At 60.1% G+C, this 16,447-nt stretch carries 17 protein-coding genes; 11 read left to right on the top strand and 6 right to left on the bottom strand.

Annotated features, from left to right (window positions below; all coding sequences use genetic code 11):
* The first annotated feature begins 69 nt into the window (after positions 1-69).
* Both choW and choV read left to right on the top strand, forming a co-directional pair.
* Positions 70-903: a choline ABC transporter permease subunit gene (choW, locus tag LZG00_11010; protein MCF3594531.1), complete on the top strand. Its 834-nt coding sequence runs from the start codon at positions 70-72 to the stop codon at positions 901-903.
* Positions 900-1,940 carry a choline ABC transporter ATP-binding protein gene (choV, locus tag LZG00_11015; protein ID MCF3594532.1) on the top strand — a complete coding sequence of 347 codons (1,041 nt, stop codon included), beginning with the start codon at positions 900-902 and terminating at the stop codon, positions 1,938-1,940. Before choW ends, choV begins: the two co-directional genes overlap by 4 nt.
* 102 nt (positions 1,941-2,042) lie before the next feature.
* Here choV and LZG00_11020 read toward each other — a convergent pair whose 3' ends face one another.
* The gene (locus tag LZG00_11020) at positions 2,043-2,948 is read right to left on the bottom strand and encodes a DMT family transporter (protein MCF3594533.1); all 906 of its coding nucleotides are present in this window, start codon (positions 2,946-2,948) and stop codon (positions 2,043-2,045) included.
* A 167-nt stretch (positions 2,949-3,115) separates the two neighbouring features.
* Between LZG00_11020 and LZG00_11025 the strand changes: the two genes are divergently transcribed.
* Complete coding sequence (locus LZG00_11025; GenBank protein ID MCF3594534.1) at positions 3,116-3,520, top strand: PaaI family thioesterase; 405 nt, start codon at positions 3,116-3,118, stop codon at positions 3,518-3,520.
* 6 nt (positions 3,521-3,526) lie between these two features.
* On the opposite strand, the gene LZG00_11030 is transcribed toward LZG00_11025, so the two are convergent.
* Entirely contained in the window at positions 3,527-4,126 is a 600-nt protein-coding gene (locus tag LZG00_11030) for a LysE/ArgO family amino acid transporter (protein ID MCF3594535.1), read from the bottom strand.
* Positions 4,127-4,214: 88 nt separating this feature from the next.
* Between LZG00_11030 and LZG00_11035 the strand changes: the two genes are divergently transcribed.
* Positions 4,215-5,117 carry a LysR family transcriptional regulator ArgP gene (locus tag LZG00_11035; GenBank protein ID MCF3594536.1) on the top strand — a complete coding sequence of 301 codons (903 nt, stop codon included), beginning with the start codon at positions 4,215-4,217 and terminating at the stop codon, positions 5,115-5,117.
* Positions 5,118-5,183: 66 nt separating this feature from the next.
* On the opposite strand, the gene LZG00_11040 is transcribed toward LZG00_11035, so the two are convergent.
* Positions 5,184-5,924, bottom strand: a complete 741-nt coding sequence (locus tag LZG00_11040) for a YebC/PmpR family DNA-binding transcriptional regulator (GenBank protein MCF3594537.1) — start codon at positions 5,922-5,924, stop codon at positions 5,184-5,186.
* Positions 5,925-6,122: 198 nt separating this feature from the next.
* Between LZG00_11040 and LZG00_11045 the strand changes: the two genes are divergently transcribed.
* The 6 genes from LZG00_11045 (at position 6,123) to LZG00_11070 (ending at position 12,814) form a co-directional block, all read left to right on the top strand.
* A complete protein-coding gene (locus tag LZG00_11045) occupies positions 6,123-7,067 on the top strand; it encodes a tripartite tricarboxylate transporter substrate binding protein (protein MCF3594538.1) in 945 nt (314 codons plus the stop codon).
* Positions 7,068-7,087: 20 nt separating this feature from the next.
* Complete coding sequence (locus LZG00_11050; GenBank protein ID MCF3594539.1) at positions 7,088-7,531, top strand: tripartite tricarboxylate transporter TctB family protein; 444 nt, start codon at positions 7,088-7,090, stop codon at positions 7,529-7,531.
* Positions 7,532-7,547: 16 nt separating this feature from the next.
* Entirely contained in the window at positions 7,548-9,053 is a 1,506-nt protein-coding gene (locus LZG00_11055; protein MCF3594540.1) for a tripartite tricarboxylate transporter permease, read from the top strand.
* Between the two features lie 52 nt (positions 9,054-9,105).
* Positions 9,106-10,188: a formate/nitrite transporter family protein gene (locus LZG00_11060; GenBank protein MCF3594541.1), complete on the top strand. Its 1,083-nt coding sequence runs from the start codon at positions 9,106-9,108 to the stop codon at positions 10,186-10,188.
* Between the two features lie 84 nt (positions 10,189-10,272).
* Complete coding sequence (locus tag LZG00_11065; GenBank protein MCF3594542.1) at positions 10,273-12,045, top strand: SLC13 family permease; 1,773 nt, start codon at positions 10,273-10,275, stop codon at positions 12,043-12,045.
* A gap of 88 nt (positions 12,046-12,133) precedes the next feature.
* Positions 12,134-12,814: a DUF1036 domain-containing protein gene (locus LZG00_11070; GenBank protein ID MCF3594543.1), complete on the top strand. Its 681-nt coding sequence runs from the start codon at positions 12,134-12,136 to the stop codon at positions 12,812-12,814.
* A 51-nt stretch (positions 12,815-12,865) separates the two neighbouring features.
* Here LZG00_11070 and LZG00_11075 read toward each other — a convergent pair whose 3' ends face one another.
* The 3 genes from LZG00_11075 to LZG00_11085 all read right to left on the bottom strand — a co-directional run bounded on the left by LZG00_11075 (position 12,866) and on the right by LZG00_11085 (position 15,023).
* Complete coding sequence (locus tag LZG00_11075; protein MCF3594544.1) at positions 12,866-13,849, bottom strand: DUF3179 domain-containing protein; 984 nt, start codon at positions 13,847-13,849, stop codon at positions 12,866-12,868.
* Between the two features lie 126 nt (positions 13,850-13,975).
* Positions 13,976-14,524: a peptidylprolyl isomerase gene (locus tag LZG00_11080; protein MCF3594545.1), complete on the bottom strand. Its 549-nt coding sequence runs from the start codon at positions 14,522-14,524 to the stop codon at positions 13,976-13,978.
* Positions 14,517-15,023, bottom strand: a complete 507-nt coding sequence (locus tag LZG00_11085; protein ID MCF3594546.1) for a peptidylprolyl isomerase — start codon at positions 15,021-15,023, stop codon at positions 14,517-14,519. Before LZG00_11085 ends, LZG00_11080 begins: the two co-directional genes overlap by 8 nt.
* 119 nt (positions 15,024-15,142) lie before the next feature.
* Between LZG00_11085 and LZG00_11090 the strand changes: the two genes are divergently transcribed.
* Positions 15,143-16,327, top strand: coding sequence for a phosphoglycerate kinase (locus tag LZG00_11090; GenBank protein MCF3594547.1), 1,185 nt, complete (start codon positions 15,143-15,145; stop codon positions 16,325-16,327).
* Positions 16,328-16,447: the final 120 nt, after the last annotated feature.

Below are 16,447 nucleotides of genomic sequence, written 5' to 3' on the forward strand. Positions count from 1 at the left end.
GGGGCCCTCGGTTGTGAACGCGCCGAACGTGCCATCGAACACAACACAACGCAATGAGAGGGTCACAGCATGGACTGGCTGACCGACAACAAGATTCCCATCGGCAAGTTCGCCAAGCGGTTCTTTGACTGGCTGCAAGAGGTCGGCGAGCCGTTTTTTGATTGGCTTGCCTGGGTGATGGAGCTTTTGATCGACGCCATCCTGTGGGTGTTGCAAAGCCCGCACCCGCTAGTCATCGTGGCGGCTTTCATGGCCCTGACCTGGGCGTTGCAGCGTGGTTGGAAGATGCCGCTTTTGGTGGGGATCGGGTTTCTCTTCATCCTCAATCAGGGCTATTGGGAGGAAACCACCGAAAGCCTGACGCTGGTGCTCAGCGCATGTGTGGTCTGCATGGCGATTGGCGTGCCGATTGGCATCGCCGCGGCGCACCGCCCGCGGCTCTATTCCTGGATGCGCCCGGTGCTTGATCTGATGCAGACCTTGCCGACATTCGTCTATCTGATCCCGGCGATTGTGTTTTTCGGTATCGGCATGGTGCCCGGCCTGATCGCGACGGTGATCTTTGTTCTGCCCGCGCCGATCCGGCTGACCCATCTCGGGATCACTTCAACGCCGCAGCCATTGTTAGAGGCGGCGCAGGCGTTTGGCGGCACCAAATCACAGGTGCTCTGGAAGGTCGAGTTGCCTTATGCCCTGCCCCAGATCATGACCGGGCTTAATCAGACGATCATGCTGTCGCTGTCGATGGTGGTGATTGCGGCGCTGGTTGGGGCCGACGGGCTGGGCGTGCCGGTGGTGCGCGCGCTCAATCAAGTGAATACCGCGCTCGGGTTTGAGAGCGGATTCATTATTGTCGTGGTCGCCATCATTCTTGATCGCATGCTGAGGATTGATCGCAAATGAGCCGCAATGATACCAACACTGCCGTGATCTTCGACAATGTGTCGATCGTTTTCGGCGATCACCCGGAAAAGGCGCTGCCGCTGATGGATGCCGGGCAGGAGCGCCCGGAAATTCAGGCAAGCACCGGTCAGGTTCTGGGCGTGCATGATTGCGCGCTGGAAGTTGAGGCAGGGGAAATCCTTGTGCTGATGGGGCTGTCGGGGTCGGGCAAATCGACGCTCTTGCGCGCGGTCAACGGGCTGAACCCGGTGTGTCGCGGGGCGGTGCACGTTCGGCGGGGCGACGAGATGGTGAATGTCACCGAAGCCGACGCCAACACCCTGCGCGAAATGCGTCTGTCCCATATCGCCATGGTGTTTCAGGCCTTCGGCCTGCTGCCGTGGCGCACGGTGCGCGAGAATGTCGGGCTTGGCCTCGAACTAGGCGGGATGCCCGCCGCCGCGCGGCGTGGCAAGGTTGACGATCAACTGACCATCGTGGGGTTGTCGGACTGGGCCGAACGCAAGGTGGGTGACTTGTCAGGTGGGATGCAGCAACGCGTCGGGCTGGCGCGGGCCTTTGCCACCGACGCGCCGATCCTGTTGATGGACGAGCCGTTTTCGGCGCTTGACCCGCTGATCCGCACCCGGCTTCAGGACGAATTGCTGGATCTGCAAAAGACCCTGAACCGCACCATCATCTTCGTCAGCCACGATCTCGACGAGGCTTTCAAGATCGGCAACCGCATCGCCATCATGGAGGGCGGGAGGATCGTGCAATGCGGCACCCCGCAAGAGATCTTCTCCAACCCCGCGAATGACTATGTGGCCGATTTTGTGGCCCATATGAACCCGCTTGGCGTGCTGTGTGCGCGTGACGTGATGGAACCGCTCGAAGGCACGCCGCGCAAGACGGTTGGCCCGGACACCGACATCCGCGAAGTGATGGAAAAGGTTGGCCAAACCGGTGCCCCGGTCGGGGTTGAGGAAAACGGCAGGATTGTAGGACAGGTCACCAAGGACAGGGTCTTGGCCAAACTGCTCGATCCGCGCTCTTGACCTGACAAACCAATCCGGCGCCTGCTTCATCTTGCCCAAAATATTCCGGGGTCTGGGGCAGCGCCCCAGTTCTCAAGCCGCAGTAATTAAACCCTGGTGACTTCAGAGTTTGGTGGCAGGGGCGACCGGCGTGCGCAACTGGCGTTTCAGCACCGCCTCGCGCCAGGTCATGAAGCTGATTGCCGCGATGATCACCCCTCCACCGACGATGACCCAGATATCGAGTCCTTCATCGAATACCAGCCAGCCCAGTGTTACCGCCCAGACGAGTTGCAGGAAGCCTACCGGCTGGGTCACGGTAATCGGGGCCGCCGCCAGCGCAAGAGACATGGTGTAATGCCCCGCTGTGGCCACCGCAGCGACGGCCAACAACAGCAAGAGTTCATACCCTGTGGGCGTCACCCAGTTCATCAGGGCCAGCGGCGCCAGCCCGATTGTCACCATCAATGACAGCATCGTCACCGTCACCGCGGCACCGGTCTCATCGGCCATGCGTTTGGCCAGCAGATAGGACGTGGCGAAAAAGAATGCCGCGAACAGCATCGCAAGATGCCCCGCACCGACCTCGCGAAAGCCCGGGCGCAGGATGATCAGGCCACCGATCAGCGCCACCACCACGGCCAGAATGCGCCGGAACGCCAGCCTTTCGCCGAGAAAAATCGCCGCGCCCAGCGTGACATAGATCGGCGAGAGATAGTTCATCGCGGTGACATCAGCGATGGGAATGCGGGTCATGGCGTAAAACCACAGCGCCACGCCGCCGGTATGGGCCAGCCCGCGCCAGGTGAACAGCGCCAGTTGCCCCCGGCTCAGACGCGCGCGCAGCAGTGGCCGGACCATCGGCAGGAGGAACACCAAACCCAGCGCATAGCGCAGAAAGGCCGCTTCGGATGCGGGAATCCGTGGGCCAAGAAGTTTGACGAGCGCCGTCACGCCAACAAACAAGAAGCCGGTTATGATCATCCAGAAAACCCCGATGACGGGGTTGGTGGTCGCGCGATTGTCCATGGCGACATCTGGGCATGATTGTTACGGGGCTTCAAGCTGCGATACTTGTTAACGTTCCGTCGAAACCGCGAGGCTTGGCCAGATCGCAACGCAACGGAACGCTTGCCTTGCCGTCTTCCCAACTCAAAGCTCGGTGCCAGACAGTGCCACAGATCAAGGACAGGCCGATGCCCAGCGTATTTGAAAACTTCCCGATGCCCCCTGCTTCGGCCCTTCTGGGATGGGAGTTGGTGAGCGAGGATTCTGACAAGGGCGAGATCGAAATCGCCTTTAATCCCGGCCCTGAAACGCTGAATCCGCGCGGCGTGATACAGGGCGGGTTCGTGGCGGCGATGCTGGATGATACGATGGGGCCGGCGCTTGTCACCTTGACGCATGGCAAGGTCATGGCATCAAGCATCGACATCAATGTGAGCTTTCTCAAACCGGCCAGGCCGGGGCGGCTGATCTGTAAGGGGCGGGTCTTGAGCCTTGGCAAGCGCATCGCCTTTCTTGAGGGCGAGTTGTTTGATGCCAACGGCACTTTGTTGGCCCGTGCCACGTCCTCGGCCGTGCCGGTGCCATTTGACTAGTGCGCCCTACCCCCAGAGCAAAGACGCCGCGATCAGCCACATCGTGGCCCCCACCACCACATCCAGTACCCGCCAGGCGACTGGGCGTGCGAAAAGTGGGGCCAGCAAGCGCGCGCCAAACCCGAGCGCGAAGAAAAAGATGACACTGGCCGACATCGCGCCGAGGGCAAACGCCAACCGGTTGTCGTATTGCGCCGAGATTGAGCCCAACAGGACCACCGTATCAAGGTAGACATGCGGGTTGAGCCAGGTCAGCGCGACGACAGTCAGCAGCACTGCACGACGCGAATGACGGGCTTCGCCGCCGCTGTCGAGGGCTGCACCACCACGCCACGCGGCGATGAAATTACGCGCGCCATACCAAAAGAGGAACGCCGCCCCGCCATAGCGCATCAGCGTTTCGAACCACGGCACGGCGCGCGCCAGCGCCCCGAACCCTGCCACCCCGGCGGCAATCAGCAGCGCATCCGAGAGCGCACAGACAAGCACCGTCGCCAGCACATGTTCGCGCCGGAGACCCTGACGCAATACAAAGGCATTTTGCGCGCCAATCGCGAGGATCAGGGAAAATCCAAGCGAAAAACCCGCCAGCGTAGCTTCGATCATGACGACACCTCATTCACCTTTTGCTTGGCCTAACCGGCAATTCGCGCTAGGTCCAATTAAAGATACAGGGAAGGAATTAGGGGGGCTTATGCAGTTCGACAGCAGGCAATTGGCTGCCTTGTCCGCAATCTTGCGGCTGGGCAGTTTTGAGAACGCGGCAGGCGCGCTTGGCATCACACAATCGGCGGTTTCACAGCGGCTGAAGGCATTGGAGGAGCAGGTCGGCACGGTTTTGGTGCTGCGCGAAAGTCCCTGCCGGGGCACCGATGCGGGACGGCGGCTTGCGGCGCACGCCGAGGCGGTGGCATTGCTGGAAGCGCAGACCGGGCAGGATCTGGGGCGCAGCGAAGCCGTTGGTGCAAGCATTTTTCCTGCAAGGCTGCGCATTGCGGTGAATGCCGATAGCCTTGCGACATGGCTTCTGGGCGGGCTCAGCCGGATCGAGGGTGCGCTTTATGATCTGGTGGTGGATGACCAGTCGCATTCGGGCGAATGGCTGCGGCGGGGCGAGGTTCTGGCGGCGGTCAGCGCGCAGTCGCGGCCGGTGCAAGGGTGCGATGTACACCCATTGGGTGCGCTGCGCTATATCGCCACCGCCAGCCCCAGCTTTATCGAGCGCTGGTTTCCCGATGGGCTTACGCCCAAGGCGTTGGCGCGCGCCCCAATGCTGCAATTTGATGCCAAGGACGGCTTGCAGGCCGAATGGATGACGACACATTTCGGCGCGCGGATTACCCCGCCCAGTCACGGCATGCCGTCAGCGCAGGCGTTTGTCGAAGCCGCACGGCGCGGGATGGGATGGGGGCTGAACCCCGAACCGATGGTGCGGCGTATGATCCGACGCGGCGTTCTTGCACCACTGAGCCAAGAGATCGCCACGCTCGACAAGCCGCTTTATTGGCAGGTCAGCCGGATGATGGCGCCGGTAATGGACCCGGTGACCGAGGCCGTGAAGACGCGGGCGAGATCGGTATTGCTTCAGGAGGAGTAGAGCCGACGGGAAGACGGGCAAACTGCGCATCTTCCCGTGCCGTTGAGTGCACTTTGCGTGCAGGTCTCAGAGCTGTTCCATCACCTCGTCAGAGGCGTCGAAATTGGCGGTGACGCGCTGTACGTCGTCGTCATCCTCAAGCGCGTCGATCAGCTTCATCAGCTTTTGCATGCCTTCCAGATCAAGTTCGGTCGTGGTGGTGGGCTTCCAGACCAGCTTGGTGCTTTCGCTTTCACCCAAGGCCGTTTCCAGAGCACCGGAAACTTCGTTGAGATCGGTATCGGCGCACCAGATCACATGGCCGTCTTCCGAGCTTTCCACATCTTCGGCGCCTGCTTCGATGGCGGCCATCATGACGGTATCGGCGTCGCCCACGTCTGCCGGATAGCTCACCTCGCCCTTGCGTTCGAACATGAAACCAACCGAGCCCGTTTCGCCCAGATTGCCGCCATGCTTGGTAAAGGTCGAGCGCACGTTGGAGGCCGTGCGGTTCTTGTTGTCGGTCATCGCTTCGACGATAACGGCCACGCCATTCGGGCCATAGCCTTCGTAGCGGATCTCGTCATAGTTCTCGGCGTCCCCGCCCATCGCCTTCTTGATGGCGCGGTCGATCACATCCTTGGGAACGGATTGCGATTTGGCCTCTTTAACCGCCAGCCGCAGGCGCGGGTTCTTGTCAGGATCGGGATCGCCCATTTTTGCCGCCACGGTAATCTCCTTGGCGAGCTTGGAGAAAAGTTTGGATCGCGCCGCGTCTTGGCGCCCCTTGCGGTGCTGAATGTTTGCCCATTTTGAATGGCCGGCCATGAGGCTCCCCTGAGATGTGCTATGCTTGTCGCGACTCTATAGGCGAAGGGTTGGGGCCTGTTCAATCCCTTCACACCGGAGGGCCTCATAAATTCATTGCTCTGTTAACAAGTTTATGGCTTACTTAACGCAGGATTCCACGAGCACAGCGCCCCGGCGCATTGGCATGACAGAGTCCGTATCTGGGAGGATAAAATCATGAAGATCAAAGGATTAGTGACGGCTGCGCTGACGGTTGCAAGCGTGATGGTGGCCGGAATGGCCAGCGCGGAATGGGCGCCTAAAGGCACGTTATCATTGCAAATCGGCTTTGGCGCGGGGGGCTCGACCGATACGATCGGGCGCGTTGTTGCCAAGGTTTTGAAAGAACAAACCGGTTGGAACGTGATCGCCGAAAACAAGCCCGGCGGGGGCGGCGTGGCGATGTTCACCGGGATTGCCAACCGGCCTGCTGATGGCTCGATCATCGGTCTGGGGGTCAACATGCCCTTGCTGGTCAATCTGGTAAACCGGCCGGACAAGTTGAAATTCGATCTCGACAGCTTTGACTATCTTGGCACCGCGTCGCGCGCGCAATTGGCGATGATTGCACGCACCGATGCGCCGTTTGACGATGTTGCCGGGCTGATCGACTATGCCAAGGCCAATGGCGGCGCGGCGCTCTCGTTTGATGCCAAGCCACAGGAATTGGCGATGCGCTATGTCATGCAAAAGGCCGGGGTGGAGTTTCAGTTCCTCTCGACCAAGGGCGGGGCGGAGAACGTCAAGCTGGTGCTGGGCGGACAGGCGATTGCGGGCTTTGAGGCGGGTGAGCACCTGCCCTTCCTTGAGGCCGGACAGGTCAAGATGATCGCGTCAATCAATGACACGCGCCACAACTATGCCCCCGACACGCCGACGTTGATGGAGCAAGGCTTTGATATCTATGTCGATCCGGTGTTCTTTTTCGCCACGACCAAAGGCACGCCGGATGACGCGCGCGAAGCTTTGAGCGCGGCGCTGGCGGCGGCACTTGAGAGCGAAGAGGTCACAAGCGCGGTGATGAATTCGCTGAAATCGCCGATCATCAATCTGGGGCCTGAGGGCACCAAAGAGATGATGCACAAGGGGCTTGTCAATGTTGGCGCGCTGTTTGCCAATTAACCCTCGGCGGGTGAGCAACGATGAGCGGTAAGTCGGCACAGGCCATGACCACAGACCGAATTCTCGGTCTGGTGGTCGTGGTATTTGCCGTGCTGCTCTATTTCGTGATCGTGCCATGGCAGGTGGAAACGGTTGATTATGGCTGGCTCAAGCCGCGCACCCTGCCCCGGATCGTCGCGGTGATCCTTGGGGTTTGCGGAGTGGCGCTGATCCTGCGCCCGTCGGGCGATGCCAGCCCCGGATTGCTGCACTGGAACCGCGCGGCGCTGTTTGCCGGGGTCTTGATCGGCGCGCTCTGGGTGATGAGTTTTGTCGGCTTCGTCTATACCGCGCCGGTGATGGCGTTGGCGCTGATGTGGCTAGCGCATGAGCGGCGCTGGTATTGGCTGCTGTTTGGTGTCGCGGGGATGCCAGCGCTGATCTGGTTTGTGGTGGCGATCTTGCTTGAGCGGCCCTTGCCATGAGCATCGGAGCAAAACCATGCCAGAGCTGAGCACAATCATGGCAGGGCTTGGTGATGCGGTCACGCCGATCAACCTGCTGTTCGTGTTGTTTGGCGTTATGGTCGGGCAGTTTGTTGGCGCGGTACCGGGGATTGGGCCGGTTATGGCGATGGCGATTGCCATTCCCTTTACCTTTGGCATGGATGCGTTGACCGGGATTGGCTTTCTGGTGGGGGTGAACAAAGGCGGATTGGTTGGCGGGGCGATCCCCGCCGTGTTGCTCAACACGCCCGGCACGCCCGATGCGGCGGCCACGGCACTTGATGGTTATCCGCTGGCAAAGCAGGGCAAGCCGTTGAAGGCGACCAAGATGGCGCTGTTTTCTTCGATCACCGGTGACACGTTCAGCGATATCGTGTTGATTACCGTCTCGGCCCCTTTGGCGATTTTGGCGCTGAAAATGGGGCCGGTTGAGGTTTTGGGGCTCATGCTGCTCGCCTTTGCGGTGATTGCCGGATTGATGGGGCGGTCGCTGATCAAGGGGGTGATTGCCATCTCTCTGGGCCTTTTGGCGGCGATGGTGGGCACCGACCCGGAACATGCCACGCCGCGCTTTTTCTTTGAACAATACGAGCTTTATGACGGTCTGCCGCTGGCTTCGGTCGCGATCGGGATGCTGGCAATTTCCGAGCTTCTGCGCCGGTTGAGCGAAACCCGTGGCACGGTGCGCGCCGCCGTTACCCTGCCGCGTAATCAGCCGAAAGAGGACCGTTCGGTTAGCTGGGCGGAGTATTGGGGGTGTCGCTATACCATGGCGCGCGGGGCGGTGATTGGCACCATTTTGGGGGCGCTGCCCGGTGTCGGATCAACTGCCGCCGCTTTCATGTCCTATGCCAGCGCGCGCAGTGCCTCGAAAGACCCCAAGAGTTTTGGCAGAGGCAATCTGCACGGTATCGCCGCGTCGGAGTCGGCCAATTCCTCGGTCATGGGGGCCAATATGATCCCGCTTTTGACGCTGGGCATTCCCGGCAGTGTCAGTGCGGCGTTGATCATTTCGGCCTTCATGATTCACGGGGTGCAGCCGGGGCCGTTTTTGTTCGAACAACAAGGGCGGCTGATCTATGGGTTGTTTGGCACGATGATCCTTGCCAACCTGATGAACCTCTGGGTTGGGCAATTGGGTCTGCGTCTTTGGGTGCGGGTGGTGTCTGCGCCTGAACCGTTCATCTTTGCCTCGGCCTTGTTGATGTGTTTCGTCGGTGTCTCGCTGGCCTCGGGCGGGTTGTTTGGCGTTGGGGTGATGTTGGTCTTTGCCGTGCTGGCCTTTGTGATGACGGCGTTTGGAATTTCCGTGGTGGTGTTCATCATCGCCTTTTTCCTTGCGCCGCGGCTTGAGGTTTCGCTGTCGCAAACGCTGTCGCTTCTGAATGGCGATCCTTCAAAACTGCTGAACTATCCTTTTGCGTTGTTCCTGATGCTTCTGGCGCTGATCACCGCCGTCGCCCTTGCACGTAGGCGCGACAAGGAGAGCGCGACGCGCTAAGCAGACCCTAAAACGACCGTTGACGCCCAAGCGCTTCGCATTATTCAATGCAATGATAGATATTCGATCCAGACAAGCGGATTGCAGACGGGTCTGGCAATTTCGCAAAAACGATTGTGACCTGTTTTTTGGGAACCTTTCGGCGCGTTCAATCGTTAACCCAGACTCTCAGGCGCGCATACAGACCAACAAAGGCGATTGCATCATCGACAGATCCGACAAGTCAGACACGTCACCCGAAACGCTTTCAGAGGATCTGAAACGCGACGGAGAAGCGCGTGCCAAGGTCACAAAACGCGAAACGCGCCAGAAAACCCCGACGCGGACCGAGGAATCGCTGACCGATGAGGAACGCGAAAGCGTGGCCGAACATGGCCGCCTTTCGGCGCTGACGGTGTATTCGATCATCCTGCGTGAAGGCGAAGAAGAGCTCGACCGCCCGACAGCGTCACTCTGGTGGTCGGGTGTGGCGGCGGGGATCGGCATTTCGACCTCCGTTCTGGCCGAAGGTATCATTCGCACGGGGCTGGGCGCGGATTTCCCTTTTCTCTCCCTGATCGAGAGCTTTGGCTATACCTTTGGCTTCGTGTTGGTGATCATGTCCCGTTTGCAGCTTTTCACCGAGAACACGATCACCGTGGTTTTGCCCATCCTGGCCTCTCCGACCCGACATCGCTGGTATCGCACCGCGCGCCTCTGGGGGATCGTGTTTGCCGCCAACCTGCTTGGAACATTCCTGACCGCCGCCATCACCGTGCACGGCGGCATTGTAAGCGACGATATCCTCGCTGCCGTCATGGAAATCTCGCGCCACGTCGCGGAATTAGACCCGCAAAGCGCCATGTTGCGTGCCATTCCCTCGGGGTTCCTGATCGCTGCATTGGTGTGGATGCTGCCCACGGCCAAAGGGTCTGAGCTATTTATTATCATCCTCTTTACATGGCTGATCGCAGCGGGCGAGTTTACCCATGTGGTTGCCGGTTCGAACGAGATTTTCAGCCTTGTCTTGACAGGCGAGCTGCCGATTTTGATCGCCTTCACCCATCATATCCTGCCCGTTCTGGTCGGTAATATTATCGGCGGCACCGGCTTGTTTGCGATGTTGGCCTATGGTCAGGTCAGGCATGAAATGTAAGGCAAGGTTTGCGAGGCGCGCCAATTTTCAAGCACCCCACCTTTTTGATCGAAACCGCCCCGGCGCAAGGATAAGCTCGACCCCATGACAAATGATCAGATCATCCTCTTTTCGCTCTTCGGAGCCGTCTTTGCACTCTTGCTTTGGGGGCGCTGGCGTTATGATCTTGTGGCCTTTGGCGCGCTGATGGCCGGGGTTGTCTTGGGTGTTGTGGACACATCAAGCGCGTTTGCCGGGTTTGGCCATCCCGCCACCATCATTGTCGCATTGGTGCTGGTTGTTTCTGCCGGGCTGATGCGTTCGGGCGCGGTGCTTCTGATCACCCGCACATTGGTCGACAGCTCGCGCAGCCTTGGCAGTCATATCGCCATCATGGGCGGGGTTGGCGGCGTGCTTTCGGCCTTCATGAACAATGTCGCGGCACTTGCCCTGTTGATGCCGGTTGATATTCAGACCGCGCGCAAGGCGGGGCGCGCGCCCTCTCTGTCGCTTATGCCGCTCAGCTTTGCCACCATCCTCGGCGGCATGGCCACTCTGATCGGAACGCCACCCAACATCATCATCGCCGCGATCCGCGAGGAGCGTCTGGGCGAACCTTTCAAGATGTTTGATTTCGCTCCCGTTGGCGGGTTGACCGCGATCATCGGGCTGATCTTTGTGGCGCTGATCGGCTGGCGGTTGATCCCTCAGCGCGAGGATGCGCTGAAGGTGGTTGCTGATATGGGGGCTTATATCGCCGAGTTGACCGTGCCCGAAGATGCCAAGCTGATCGGCCAGCGGCTGAGCGAACTTGATGGTGAGGCCGAAAAGGCCGATGTCGCCATCATCGGGCTGGTGCGCGATGGCAAGCGGCGTTACGGCGCGGCGCGCAACGCCGTGCTGCGCGCCGGTGACACGCTGGTGCTGGAAGCCGAGCCGGAGGCGCTGGATGAGTTCCGCTCTGCACTCAAGCTCGCCTTTGCCGAAAGCGACCGCGAGGAGCGGATCAAGGCGGCGGGTGAAGGGCTGGATATGATCGAGGTGGTGGTGCCTGCCGAGGCGCGCATCGCCGGGAAAACAGCGCAGATCCTCGGGCTGCACTGGCGTCAGCATACCGTGGTGATGGGGATTTCGCGCCAGGGCAAACCGATCCGCGATCATTTGCGCAAGACGGTCGTGCAGCCGGGCGATATCCTGCTGTTGCTGGTTCCCAAGGGCACTGGCCCAGACGTGACCGAGTGGCTGGGCGTGCTGCCTTTGGCCCAGCGCGGGCTTGCGGTGACAGAAAACACAAAAACATGGTCTGCTATTGGCCTTTTCGCCGGGGCGGTGGCCCTGGCCAGCTTCGGGTTGCTCTATCTGCCTGTCGCATTGGGGCTGGTGGCGGTGGCCTATGTGCTGTTGCGCATTCTGCCGCTTTCAGAGCTTTATGACCATATTGAATGGCCCGTTGTGGTTCTTTTAGGGTCGATGATCCCGCTTGGGGCGGCATTGGAGGACTCGGGGGGAACCGAGTTGATCGCGGGCGCGCTGGTCAGCTTCACCGAAGGTTGGGCGCCCTGGGCAATTCTGACAATCCTGATGGTGGTTACGATGACGCTTTCGGATGTCTTGAACAACACGGCGACGGCGATTGTGGCGGCACCCATTGGCATCCAGATGGCGCAGACATTGGGCGTGTCGCCCGATCCGTTTCTGATGGCGGTGGCGGTGGCGGCGTCTTGCGCGTTCCTTACGCCTATCGGACACAAGAACAACACGCTGATCCTCGGCCCCGGTGGCTATCGCTTTGGTGATTACTGGCGCATGGGGCTGCCGCTTGAGATTATCGTGGTGGCGGTATCGATCCCGCTGATCCTGCTGTTCTGGCCGCTTTGAAGCATCTCGCCAAGTTATTAAGCATTGGTTTGACAACGCCTGCCAACCCCCTGCACTTTGCAGCATCGCCTTGGGGAAGGAAATTGCTATGCTCACTCGCCTTGTGCTGGCGTTGGCCGCTCTTGTCGTCACCACGCTGCCTGTCGCCGCGCTTGACGCACATCGCATCCTGTTCAAGAACGACTGCTCGACCCGGCTCAGGGTTGCTGTGCATCACGTCGATCTCAACGGCAAATGGGTCACCAGCGGCTGGTATGGCGTCGAACCCGGAACTGAGCGCATTGTTTTGCCGACCACGGACACCACGTTTTATTTCACCGCCGAGGCGATTGGTCGGGTGTGGAACGGCGAGGATGAGTTGCACACTGTGCGCGATGATCCGGTGCCTTATGGCTTTCGTCGCGTCGAAATCCCCACAGGGGGCTCAAATGGTGCGTTTTTTGATCACAAGGTCACCCTCGATTGCGAAGATACACTGGATATCGATCCGCTCTACTACATTCAGGTGATCAACAAGTGTTCCAAACCGGTCGAACTTTACCTGCAATATCAGACCATCGCGGGCGGTACGCAGACCGAGGGCTGGTTCACAATCGCGCCCAACCGGCGCGGCTATCTCAGCCGCACACCGGTCGCGCAATACTATCTCTATGGCAAGGTCAACGACATCGCATGGGGCGGCGATCACGCGATTGAGGTCGCTCCCGGCGAAACCTATGACTTCATGCGCGCCAGTTCCGGCAAGATCAAAACCCTGACGTGCGACTGAGGCGCCTGCAGCTCCCACGCTCTCAAGACTGAGCTGTGCTGGCGTTGTGCGTCACTCCCCCAGCATCCACGTCCCATCGGGCCAGAACGCATGAAAGGCAAAGGCAAACATCAGATCATGCGCCACATCGCGCCCCGCGCTATCGCGCACACGGATGTTGCCGACGTCCTTGCCCTGCCCGATCTGTCCCGTGTCCAAAGCCGAGGCTTGCCCAGCGGACCATGAAATCACCACATCAGCCTCGCGTATCTCGCCCGCGTGGCGCAATCGCTCCATCGGCCAGGCGCGGCGCCCGACGCGCACCACGCGGGTCAGCGGGTCAATCCCGTGCGGCGGACGTTCGCCAGAATAGAGAAACGGGCGCGCCAAGCTGTCATAGCCCACATAAGGGTTGCGCCCATAGGGGCGTGTAAGTGACGGCTTGGCCATCACCTGCCCGCGTGGATTGCGCGCCTTGAACGCATCCCAGCTTTCCATCCAACTGGCGATCTGGGTCAACTCCACACCGGTCATTTCGCCCACGATCCCCTGCCCCAGCGCTTGCTGCCACCAGCTTTGGGTTTCGCGGTCATACATAATCATGTCGGAATTTCTAAGCTTGCCCGACACACCAAACGTCAGCTCGCGCCCGTTCACCCGCCGATCAAACGTCAGCGCCGAATTGCACAACGGGCAAAAGGTGACAGCAATGGGCAGATTGCCGATCTCGTCATTCACTATTTCATGCCAGGTAAGATAGCGGATTGGATAGGCGCGTGCCGCTTCGCCCTCGATCTCAACCGTGATCACCGGCTCGCGCCCTTCGATACGGTGTTCTTTTTCGACATCAATAAACCACGGGTCGCTCAACGCCGGAATGCCATCCTTGGGCGGCCCGCCCGACATGATCTCGCTCCAGTTGGGCACCGATGTGCGCGAAAAATCGGTGTCAGGCCATTCGTGCTTCCAGAAATTCGGATCTGCCCGCGCCGATTGAACCAGCACCAAAGAGAAACAGAAGATGAGGCAGACTGTCAGGAAACGGACGATTTGCATGGGGCCACTCCTTTGGCGACAGGATGGCCGAGGCAACACGATTGGCAAACCCCCAAAACGCGGTTGTGACAATTGGTGTAATGTTGAGAGGTGGCAAGGCGCATGAAATCACGCGCCTTGCAGGGGTTATTCGCTAACCGTGACCTTTTTCATCATGTCAGGCTGACCGGTGATGGCACCGGAACGCTTGTCGCCGCGCTTGATCGCGTCGACCACATCCATGCCGCCAGTGACGCGGCCAACAACGGTATACTGCCCGTTGAGGAAATGGCCTTCGTCAAACATGATGAAGAACTGGCTGTTGGCGCTGTCTGGGCTTTGGCTACGCGCCATGCCCACGACACCACGATCAAACGGCACATCAGAGAATTCGGCCTTGAGGTTGGGGCGATCCGACGCGCCCGTACCCGCACGGCGCATGTCCATGCCCATCTTGCCGAATTTCACATCACCCGTCTGGGCCATGAAACCTTCGATCACACGGTGAAACACCACGCCGTCATAGGCGCCGTCCTGCGCCAGAGCCGAAATCTGGGCGACATGGCCGGGCGCCACATCTTCCAGCAGGTCGATGGTGACGGTGCCGTTGGCGCCCTCGCCCTCAACCTCGATGGTCATTTCGGTGGCAACTGCGGGGCTGGCCAGAAGGGCCAGCACAAAGCCAAGCTTACGCATCGCCAGCCACCTTGACGCTAATCATCCGGTCGGGGTTCGCAGGCGGCTCACCCTTGGCGATGGCATCAACATGCTCCATACCCGAAATGACCTGACCATAGACGGTGTATTGGCCATTCAGGAAATCATTGTCCTTGAAGTTGATGAAGAACTGCGAATTGGCCGAATTGGGGTTCTGCGAACGTGCCGCGCCCAGAGAGCCGCGTGCATGCGGGATCTTGGAGAATTCCGCCGGAAGGTCGGGCTTGTCGGACCCACCGGTGCCTGCGCGACCGGGGTTGTAGTCTTTTTCCATATTGGCGTGCTCAACATCGCCGGTCTGGGCCATGAAGCCATCGATCACACGATGGAAGGCGACATTGTCATAGGCACCGGCACGGGCCAGCTCTTTCATCCGCTCGCAATGCTTGGGCGCGATATCAGGCAGCAGCGCAATCGTAACGGTGCCGTCTTTCAGTTCCATCAGGATGGTGTTCTCGGGGTCTTTGATCTCGGCCATGGGGCTCTCCTTAGCATGATATGGCCCTTACCTATGTCGGCTTTCCTCAGGGGACAAGCACGCGGTTGACGCCCGCGCCCCCTCGCGCCTATTCAGGCGCGACGAAAATGGAGACGCACATGGGCTGGAAAACACTCGACGACATGGACTTGAGCGGCAAACGGGTGCTCACACGGGTTGATATCAATGTGCCGGTTCGGGGTGGCGTGGTGAGCGATGCCACGCGGATCGAGCGAATCGTGCCGACCGTGCGCGATATTTTGGCCAAAGGTGGCCTGCCCATCCTGATCGCCCATTTCGGCCGCCCCAAGGGCAAGACCGTGCTTGATCTGTCGCTGCGTGTCACGCTGGAAGCTCTGCAACAGGCGCTTGGCCGCCCGGTTGCCTTCATCGAGACGCTGGAAGCGGCGGAGAACCTCACCGATGAAGCGCTGGCGGCGGATGTGCTCTTGCTGGAAAACATCCGCTTCCATCCGGGCGAAGAAAAGAACGACCCCGAATTCGCCAAACGGTTGGCGGCGCTGGGCGATGTCTATGTCAACGATGCCTTCTCGACGGCACACCGCGCCCATGCCAGCACGACGGGTTTGGCGCATCTGCTGCCGTCCTGCGCGGGCCGCCTGATGCAGGCTGAACTCGAAGCGCTTGAAGCGGCTCTCGGCACGCCCGCCCGCCCGGTGGTTGCCGTGGTCGGCGGTGCCAAGGTCTCAACCAAGCTCGATCTGCTGAGCAACCTTGTGGAAAAGGTCGATCACCTGGTGATTGGCGGCGGCATGGCCAACACCTTCCTCGCCGCGCAAGGGGTCGACGTTGGCAAATCGCTCTGCGAACACGACATGGCTGACACCGCCCGCGAGATCATGACCAAGGCCATGACGACAGGTTGCGAGATCATCCTGCCCGAAGATGTGGTCATCGCACGCGAATTCGCAGCCAACGCTGCGCATGAAACCCTGCCCGCCACCGAATGCCCGGCCGACGCGATGATCCTCGATGCCGGCCCAAACACGGTATCCCGCATCTGCGCCACCTTTGAAACCGCCAGGACATTGATCTGGAATGGCCCTTTGGGCGCCTTCGAAATCACCCCCTTTGATGCGGCAACCAATGCGGCCGCTCTGAAGGCTGGCGCGCTCACGCGCGCAGGTAAGCTGATTTCGGTGGCTGGCGGCGGCGACACGGTGGCCGCGCTCAATCAGGCCGACGCCGCCGAAGATTTTACCTATATATCCACTGCAGGCGGAGCGTTCCTTGAATGGATGGAAGGCAAGACCCTGCCGGGCGTGGCGGCGTTGGGTGGCTGACTGCTCAACCATCGCGTCTCTGGCAACGGTCGGGAGCCTCCGGCGGGGATATTTTGAGCAAGATGAAGGTGCAGGCCTTCTTACCCTTCATCTTGCACTAAGTATTCCCGGGGGTTTGGG

This window comes from Rhodobacteraceae bacterium LMO-JJ12 (assembly GCA_021555075.1).
GTDB lineage: Bacteria > Pseudomonadota > Alphaproteobacteria > Rhodobacterales > Rhodobacteraceae > JAKGBX01.